General features: G+C 47.1%; 11 protein-coding genes. 5 read left to right on the top strand and 6 right to left on the bottom strand.

Going from position 1 to position 6,811, the window contains the following annotated elements; all coding sequences use genetic code 11:
- Positions 1-109 precede the first annotated feature (109 nt).
- The 5 genes from H5203_RS16375 (at position 110) to merA (ending at position 3,310) form a co-directional block, all read left to right on the top strand.
- Positions 110-409: a MerR family DNA-binding protein gene (locus H5203_RS16375; RefSeq protein WP_182819980.1), complete on the top strand. Its 300-nt coding sequence runs from the start codon at positions 110-112 to the stop codon at positions 407-409.
- Between the two features lie 84 nt (positions 410-493).
- Positions 494-841, top strand: coding sequence for a mercuric transporter MerT family protein (locus tag H5203_RS16370; RefSeq protein ID WP_028867974.1), 348 nt, complete (start codon positions 494-496; stop codon positions 839-841).
- Between the two features lie 59 nt (positions 842-900).
- Positions 901-1,176: a mercury resistance system periplasmic binding protein MerP gene (gene merP / locus H5203_RS16365; protein ID WP_028867975.1), complete on the top strand. Its 276-nt coding sequence runs from the start codon at positions 901-903 to the stop codon at positions 1,174-1,176.
- Positions 1,177-1,185: 9 nt separating this feature from the next.
- Positions 1,186-1,599 carry an organomercurial transporter MerC gene (gene merC, locus H5203_RS16360; protein WP_154622165.1) on the top strand — a complete coding sequence of 138 codons (414 nt, stop codon included), beginning with the start codon at positions 1,186-1,188 and terminating at the stop codon, positions 1,597-1,599.
- Positions 1,600-1,636: 37 nt separating this feature from the next.
- Positions 1,637-3,310 (top strand): mercury(II) reductase, encoded by a 1,674-nt coding sequence (merA, locus tag H5203_RS16355; protein ID WP_028867977.1) that lies wholly within the window; start codon positions 1,637-1,639, stop codon positions 3,308-3,310.
- A 105-nt stretch (positions 3,311-3,415) separates the two neighbouring features.
- Here the strand turns inward: merA and eexR are convergent, their stop codons facing one another.
- The 6 genes from eexR to H5203_RS16325 are packed head-to-tail and all read right to left on the bottom strand — an operon-like array spanning position 3,416 to position 6,781.
- Positions 3,416-3,847: an entry exclusion protein EexR gene (eexR, locus tag H5203_RS16350; RefSeq protein ID WP_028867978.1), complete on the bottom strand. Its 432-nt coding sequence runs from the start codon at positions 3,845-3,847 to the stop codon at positions 3,416-3,418.
- 54 nt (positions 3,848-3,901) lie between these two features.
- On the bottom strand, positions 3,902-4,435 hold the full coding sequence (locus H5203_RS16345; protein WP_000566755.1) for a FlhC family transcriptional regulator: 534 nt from the start codon (positions 4,433-4,435) through the stop codon (positions 3,902-3,904).
- A complete protein-coding gene (locus H5203_RS16340; RefSeq protein WP_000210563.1) occupies positions 4,432-4,731 on the bottom strand; it encodes a flagellar transcriptional regulator FlhD in 300 nt (99 codons plus the stop codon). Before H5203_RS16340 ends, H5203_RS16345 begins: the two co-directional genes overlap by 4 nt.
- The gene (locus tag H5203_RS16335; RefSeq protein ID WP_025610846.1) at positions 4,728-5,276 is read right to left on the bottom strand and encodes a lytic transglycosylase domain-containing protein; all 549 of its coding nucleotides are present in this window, start codon (positions 5,274-5,276) and stop codon (positions 4,728-4,730) included. The genes H5203_RS16340 and H5203_RS16335 overlap by 4 nt, the downstream gene beginning before the upstream one ends.
- Positions 5,263-5,925: a DUF6475 domain-containing protein gene (locus H5203_RS16330; protein WP_310736562.1), complete on the bottom strand. Its 663-nt coding sequence runs from the start codon at positions 5,923-5,925 to the stop codon at positions 5,263-5,265. The genes H5203_RS16335 and H5203_RS16330 overlap by 14 nt, the downstream gene beginning before the upstream one ends.
- Complete coding sequence (locus tag H5203_RS16325) at positions 5,912-6,781, bottom strand: hypothetical protein (RefSeq protein WP_182819978.1); 870 nt, start codon at positions 6,779-6,781, stop codon at positions 5,912-5,914. Before H5203_RS16325 ends, H5203_RS16330 begins: the two co-directional genes overlap by 14 nt.
- Between the last annotated feature and the right edge of the window lie 30 nt (positions 6,782-6,811).

The raw sequence follows: 6,811 nt of genomic DNA, 5'->3' as shown, positions 1-6,811 counted from the left end.
ATTTTGCTTACCCTGAGTTGATGGGGGAGATTAAATATTGTCCAAACTGGGGTGCTTACTTTGCCGCGTAAGGAGGATATCCAGGCTCTGGATCGTCATGACTGATTAAATCGCACCTTCCCTAGGCTACCGACTTTATCCTTTGGCAACATTAAACCGAATAAAATTCATTAAACGTTCCCAAGATCTTGGGTTCACTTTGGAAGAAATCTCCAATTTACTCAGCCTTAATGACACTCCCTGTATAGAAGTGCAAGAAATGACTTTACACAAGCTTGCAAGTGTGAAAGCCAAAATAGCAGGTCTTCGCCGCTTAGAAACCGTTCTCACAGAATTATTGAATGAGTGTAATTCTAATACTAACCAATCCCACTGTCCCATTATTGATTCCCTACTTCCTGAAGATTAATAATGAGTCAAATTTTATCTTGACTCCGTAGTTGGGTACGGGGTTTAAGCTTGTTTTACTAAAGTACGATAAGTAGAGTGAGTTATGTCAAAAAGTAATCCCAACTTTCCAATCATCGGCGGTGTTATTGCCGCTATTGGCGCTGGTCTTTGCTGCGCTGGTCCTTTCGTCTTGTTGCTGCTAGGCGTGAGTGGCTCCTGGATTGGTAATTTAACCTTGTTAGAACCTTATCGTCCCATTTTTATCCTGCTGGTTTTAGCCTTATTTGGCTTCGCAGGCTGGAAGGTCTATCGCCCCGTCGAGGACTGTGAGCCAGGCACCGCCTGTGCAGTTCCTCAAGTGCGAAAACGTCGGCAGGTGATCTTTTGGTTAACGGCACTGACTGCGTTGGTTTTAGTCACCAGTAATTATTGGATTGTCTGGTTCGCCTGATGACGATTTCTAACCTTTTATTTTGATTAAATCTTTATGGCTTGCTCTTGGAGAAAATTATGAAAACACTCGCCCTAATGTCCCTGTTCGTACTGACCAGCCTGAACGCTTTAGCTGCCCCGAAAACAGTTACTTTGGAAGTCCCAACCATGAACTGTGTGACCTGTCCCTTTACCGTGGAAAAAGCCTTACAAAAAGTCGATGGCGTCAGTAAAGCCGAAGTGACCTTTAAGACCAAACTGGCGGTGGTCACCTTCGACGACGAAAAAACCACGGTAAAAGCACTGACCGAAGCCACCACTAACGCGGGTTATCCGTCAACGCTCAAGGAGTAAAGCATAGAAATGCTAATACGGTTACTGACCCGGTTCGGCGATAAGATTAGCTCATTGGGCGCGCTGGTTTCTGCTATGGGATGCGCCATGTGTTTCCCGGCCATTGCCAGTCTGGGCGCTGCGGTAGGACTGGGTTTTCTCAGCCAATGGGAAGGTCTGTTTGTTAGCACGCTATTACCCCTGTTTGCCTGGATTGCCTTGGTACTCAACGGACTTGGCTGGTTCAGCCACCGGCAATGGCACCGTAGTGCGCTGGGTGTGGCCGGCCCCATTTTATTGCTGTTATCGCTCTATCCGTTTTTCCAGTACGGCTGGAGCAGCTATGTCACCTATTCAGCATTAGGCCTGATGGTTGCCGTATCGCTTTGGGATATTTTTTCACCGGCGAATAAACGCTGTGATGATGACAGCTGTGCTGTTTAACACGACGCAATGCCTGACTACTATTTGAGGAAAACGAATGATCTTACTATCGATAGAAGGGATGACCTGTCCAAGTTGCGTCGCCCACGTTAAAGAAGCACTCGATGCGATCGAAGGCGTTAATAAGGTTGAAATATCTTATGAAAACGCCAGAGCAACGATCACCACGAACGGTGGGGTCAGCGTAACCGTTCTCATTGGAGCAATAGAAGCTCTCGGTTATATCGCAAAAGAATCCACTGGCACTGCAAAAGAAATTACTTCACCGAACGACTGCTGTGACAACGAAAATGCAAGCAACACTGAAAGCAACCAAACTCAACACGTGGCGATTATCGGTACGGGTTCCGGCGCTTTTGCCTGCGCTATTAAAGCCGCTGAAGGTGGTGCCAAGGTCACTCTTATTGAGGGAGCCGATGTGATTGGCGGCTGTTGCGTGAATGTCGGCTGCGTACCCTCAAAAATTCTAATCCGCGCCGCTCAATTGGCTCAGCAGCAACGCAATAATCCCTTTACCGGACTGGAAAATCATGCGCCCCAATTGAGTCGAGCCTTGTTGACTCAGCAGCAGACCGCTCGGGTCGAAGAGCTGCGCGCGGCAAAGTACCAGAATATTCTGGAGACAAATCCTGCGCTTAGTTTACTTAAAGGTTGGGCGCAATTTAAAAATGCCAACACCCTGATAGTCAGAAAAAATGATGGAACCGAGCAGGCAGTTCACGCCGATAAAATCCTGATCGCTACCGGCTCCACGCCAACCATTCCTCCTATTGATGGTTTAACTGAAACACCTTATTGGACCTCTACCGAAGCGCTGTTTGCTCAGGAATTGCCGCAGCACCTGGTCGTGATTGGTTCGTCGGTTGTAGCGCTGGAAATTGCCCAGGCTTATCGCCGTTTAGGCAGTGAAGTCACCATTTTAGCAAGACATACATTGCTTTATCGGGAAGATCCCTTGCTCGGTGAAAAACTCACCGGATGTTTTGAAAAAGAAGGCATTCGAGTATTAAACAGTACGCAAGCTACCAAGGTGACCCACGATGGAAGCCAATTTACATTGGAAACTAACGCGGGCGATCTACGCTGCGATCGTTTGCTGGTAAGCACCGGGCGACACGCCAATACTTGCCAACTCAATCTGGGCGCGGTGGGTGTTACGACCAACAAAAAGGGCGAAATCGTTGTTAACGAACGCATGGAAACCAATGTTCCCGGTATTTACGCCGCCGGAGACTGCTGCAACATGCCGCAATTCGTCTATGTCGCCGCGGCCGCCGGTAGCCGTTCCGGCATCAACATGACGGGCGGATACGCCAAACTGGATCTATCCACCATGCCAGCAGTGATTTTTACCGATCCCCAGGTGGCAACTGTTGGGCTCACGGAAGAGCAAGCCAACGCACAAGACATTGAAACCGACAGTCGTGTATTGGAGATGGAGAACGTGCCGCGCGCACTGGCGAATTTCGAGACCGATGGTTTTATCAAATTGGTGACGGAAAAAGCCACTGGCCGCCTGATCGGGGCGCAGATTCTGGCGCATGAAGGTGGAGAACTGATCCAGAGTGCGGCGCTGGCGATCCGCAACCGTATGACGGTGACGGAATTAGCCGACCAGCTTTTCCCTTACCTGACTATGGTGGAGGGTTTGAAGCTCTGCGCCCAAACCTTTAACAAGGATGTCAAAGAACTGTCCTGTTGTGCTGGGTAACGAACTTGAGTTGATCCGTATTCATTGATGGAAATGGCATTTTTCATTCGTAGTACGAAAGTGCCAATCAATTTTTTGAGTATAAGTAAAAAAGCAGTCAATTTACTATGACCTTGTTTTTTTAGGGAGGATAGATGAGCGACCATCTGCAAATTCGTTTACCCAGTACCAATATTTTTTTTCGCTCAGGCTTAGTTCTCGACCGGTATCTTTCAGTTGTCTTTGAAATAAATGGATTAGTCCGCTTAAGCCTAAGAAGGCTAAACCGACACATAAAATTGTCCAACTCGCTTGCCAATATGCGATTGCTAAAAACATAGTGGTGATGGTTATAAGGCCGATAGGACTAGCAATTGCTTTGAATCCCAAGTAGCTGAAAAAAACGATGGTGCAAATCAGAAATGGCAAAGCCGCTAACTTGGCAGATGCCGTTAATATTTCTGAGGGAAAAAAATGAGCCGCAGCCAAAGTCGCCAGAAAAAGCCCCAGTGATATAAACCAGCAGCGTGCTGGTAAAGATTTAAGTAATTTTATCATCTTAGTACTCTCAAAGTGCACGGGCGGTGCACAATCAAATCATGCATCAGCATTTTAGTTCTCAAAAAGTGCTCTAGTGGTTTGCTCGGCCATAATCTCGCACACAGGACATTTAAGCTGAATGCGCTGTTGAGATACCGTCAAATACAGACTGCCGCATCGACACCGGTGTAAGGATGCTAGCTGTGATCTTAAATCACGAGCTAGAACCCAACCTTCATTGATGGTCAGTTTTTTCCAGGGGATCTCAGCTGGAAGATCTGCTTCTTTTCTTGCAACCAAATACGCATCGTAAGCCTTCATCAAAGCATCGATATTTAATTGCTTGTAGACATTATCACCACCAATATTGACATAAAGCGCCATAAGCAGGGAGCCTTCAACTAATGCTCTTCTGCTTTTGACGATGGCATCAGATTCTGGCAATTGACCAGGACAAGGTGACTTGCCAGTCACTTCTTTGTGGAGCCTTCTGATAATGTGGATTGGCAAACCTGTATCGAGCGCGATAATGGTTGTTCGAAATCCGTATTTAATAAGCAGCGAGGCTCGGGTAAACAGCTCACTTTTGGACAGGTTATCAATCATGCATCCCCCTTGTTATTTAGGGTTGATAATAAATAAGCGATTCTTGGGATACCTGTGCCTTTGCTCTTCACCATCTCAATCAGTTGGCTTTGGTTACCCCTTGGTTGAAACAGCATGAATGATGAGGTCGCCACTCGTTGCAGGTCGTCAACACCAGCATTAATCAGAGCATCAACCACATCGCGTGTAAGTCCAAAGCGCAAGACAGCCTCTTGCGGATCAATGCGCGCCAATTCCCGTGCTGCGTGCAGGTACGCCAAGTTTAATTGATAGAAGTCTTGTTGATTGGTTGTCATTGACGGACCTCCAGTTCATGTAAAATATTGCGATAAATAGAAAGCACTCTTTGCCCATACCAGCGTGCACGCTCTTCGTTCCAACTGTGATAGCGGCCTATGCCAAGCTCTAAATCGTTAGGTGAAGACTTGATTGCTTCGGCCAAAATACTGGAGCCGACGGTAAGGTTGGTGATGGGGTCTAGCAGTTCCGCCGCTGAGCTCACCCGATGCCCATGCCAATGCAAATTGATTTGCATTAGGCCAATATCGAGCTGGTATTTTTCACTCTCTTGCAGTGCTTGGTTTAACAGTTGCTCCGCTTCTGTCTTAGATTTGGCGTAGGTTGCATTTGAACCATTGCGAATTGCGTATGGCCATGGACTGGTCATGTTAAGACCTCGATGTGAGGCCGACTCAGCCAAGGCAACGGCGTAGAGCATGACTGGATCAATACCAACACTTTGTGCTGCTTTTTCCCACTGATAGCCCGGAAACGCATAGACTGAAGTGCTTGCGGACATGGCTATCACTAGGGCAATGGTTTTTGCTTTAATCGTTTTCATTTTTGTCCTCTAATTGATTTCCGAGAAGCGCCTGAATGGCTTTCGGGCTTATTCTTTTTAATGGCACTGCGCTAAAGTCGGCGATGCCTCTCGTATAAACTTGTGCCGCTTTTGACCAGTCGCCTACGGCAACAGGCGCTTGCATATCAAATCCTTTTTGCTGGTTCTGATGGTCTGCAATACCCTGTAATAGCCTTGGGTATTCACCCACTTCGTCCCGTAGCAAGTAAGCCTGGTAGCGTGTTAAAAACTCTTTTTGCTTAAAGGGGTATTCCCTGTCATCAACCTTGCAGAGTTCAACCCATCCACCCATGTCTGAAATCACGCGATGGATAAGCGCATCGTCAAACATCACGGATGTCCAAGCGCCAACCTGACGAACAGCCTTGTCAACTTTGTTCCAAGCAACCATGGCTCTTGAACCTGAGTTGCCGTCGATATGCTTGATGACGTCAGCGGGCTTTGGAAAAAATTGCCCAGTATCCGGTGATTGAATATGCCGAGTCAGACCGATTCGCACTTCTTCAATGCTATAAGCACGAAGGGCTTCAAATGCGATGGATAGCAATTGTGGTGATACGCCTTTGCCATACATGGCCCAAGCTGCTCCCCAAACTTCAGCAAACTCGCGTTTATCAATCTCCTGCACTTGAACGAACCTCCCGAATACCTGGTTCGGCCCAACTTTCAGCGATGCGACGATTGCTTTCTTCAATATTCAACTGGTGATTGCTGCCTTTTAGGCTCGTCGGTGTTTGCTGTACTTCATCAATGCGAACGTACTCGTCTTCCCATTGCCGGTTTAAAAGCCAGTTATGTGGCATTGGGGTCTTAGTCCGATCTTGATACTGCAATCGGTTGTCTCGTTGCTCTTTCCAGCTTGTTAGCACTTCCAAGGCGAGTTCATGGTCTTCATTGAGGCCCATGCGCAGCCATTCTTCTTTGGCTTTCGCTTTTTTTTCTTTGCGTATTTGTACATCCCAGAAGTCTTCAAACTGTATCTGGTCAACAGTTTTAACTGTTGGTTTATTGCTTCTCTCAGAGTCATCCGACCGTTGAGAGTCCCTTACCGGGTTGCCATCAGGCATAAACAATGATGAAAATTCTTCTGGAAGCCGAGCTTGAAAAGCGGCAAGAGATTTCAATAGCGATGCCATACCAACGAAGTCGGCAGGTACATCTTTAAGCAACCGAAAGGCTGCCTTACCTTGGTTTGGGTTTTCGATTGGGTTGTGCTTCAGAAAGCTCCGAATCAAAGTCCAACCGGATTCCTCGCAACGAATGAGGAACTGATCTTGTTCTAACTCACTTAACGCCTTGGCAACCTGTTGCTCATCCCAGTTCAAGTCAGAAGCAACGTAACCAATCGGCAATCGAAAGCAGCCAAGCAAATTACAATGTGGGCATGTAAGCAAATACAGTCCTAGCAACTTCGCTGAGTCACTCCAGGACAAAACGTTTTGCTTTAGCCAAAAGCGGGTATAGACCTTGCCATAATCACGCATGGAGGAACTCGCTTTTGTGTTTACGTAAAA

The organism is Pseudoalteromonas sp. SG41-1 (genome assembly GCF_014164575.1).
In the GTDB taxonomy this organism is placed as follows: Bacteria; Pseudomonadota; Gammaproteobacteria; order Enterobacterales; family Alteromonadaceae; genus Pseudoalteromonas; species Pseudoalteromonas rhizosphaerae.
This window is presented reverse-complemented; position numbering and strand designations above follow the sequence as displayed.

Bases quoted from the DNA above. Each gene is read 5' to 3' on its own strand.
- H5203_RS16370 (WP_028867974.1), top strand. From the start codon at position 494: ATGTCAAAAAGTAATCCCAACTTTCCAATCATCGGCGGTGTTATTGCC.
- merP (WP_028867975.1), top strand. From the start codon at position 901: ATGAAAACACTCGCCCTAATGTCCCTGTTCGTACTGACCAGCCTGAAC.
- merC (WP_154622165.1), top strand. From the start codon at position 1,186: ATGCTAATACGGTTACTGACCCGGTTCGGCGATAAGATTAGCTCATTG.
- merA (WP_028867977.1), top strand. From the start codon at position 1,637: ATGATCTTACTATCGATAGAAGGGATGACCTGTCCAAGTTGCGTCGCC.
- eexR (WP_028867978.1), bottom strand. From the start codon at position 3,847: ATGATAAAATTACTTAAATCTTTACCAGCACGCTGCTGGTTTATATCA.
- H5203_RS16345 (WP_000566755.1), bottom strand. From the start codon at position 4,435: ATGATTGATAACCTGTCCAAAAGTGAGCTGTTTACCCGAGCCTCGCTG.
- H5203_RS16340 (WP_000210563.1), bottom strand. From the start codon at position 4,731: ATGACAACCAATCAACAAGACTTCTATCAATTAAACTTGGCGTACCTG.
- H5203_RS16335 (WP_025610846.1), bottom strand. From the start codon at position 5,276: ATGAAAACGATTAAAGCAAAAACCATTGCCCTAGTGATAGCCATGTCC.
- H5203_RS16325 (WP_182819978.1), bottom strand. From the start codon at position 6,781: ATGCGTGATTATGGCAAGGTCTATACCCGCTTTTGGCTAAAGCAAAAC.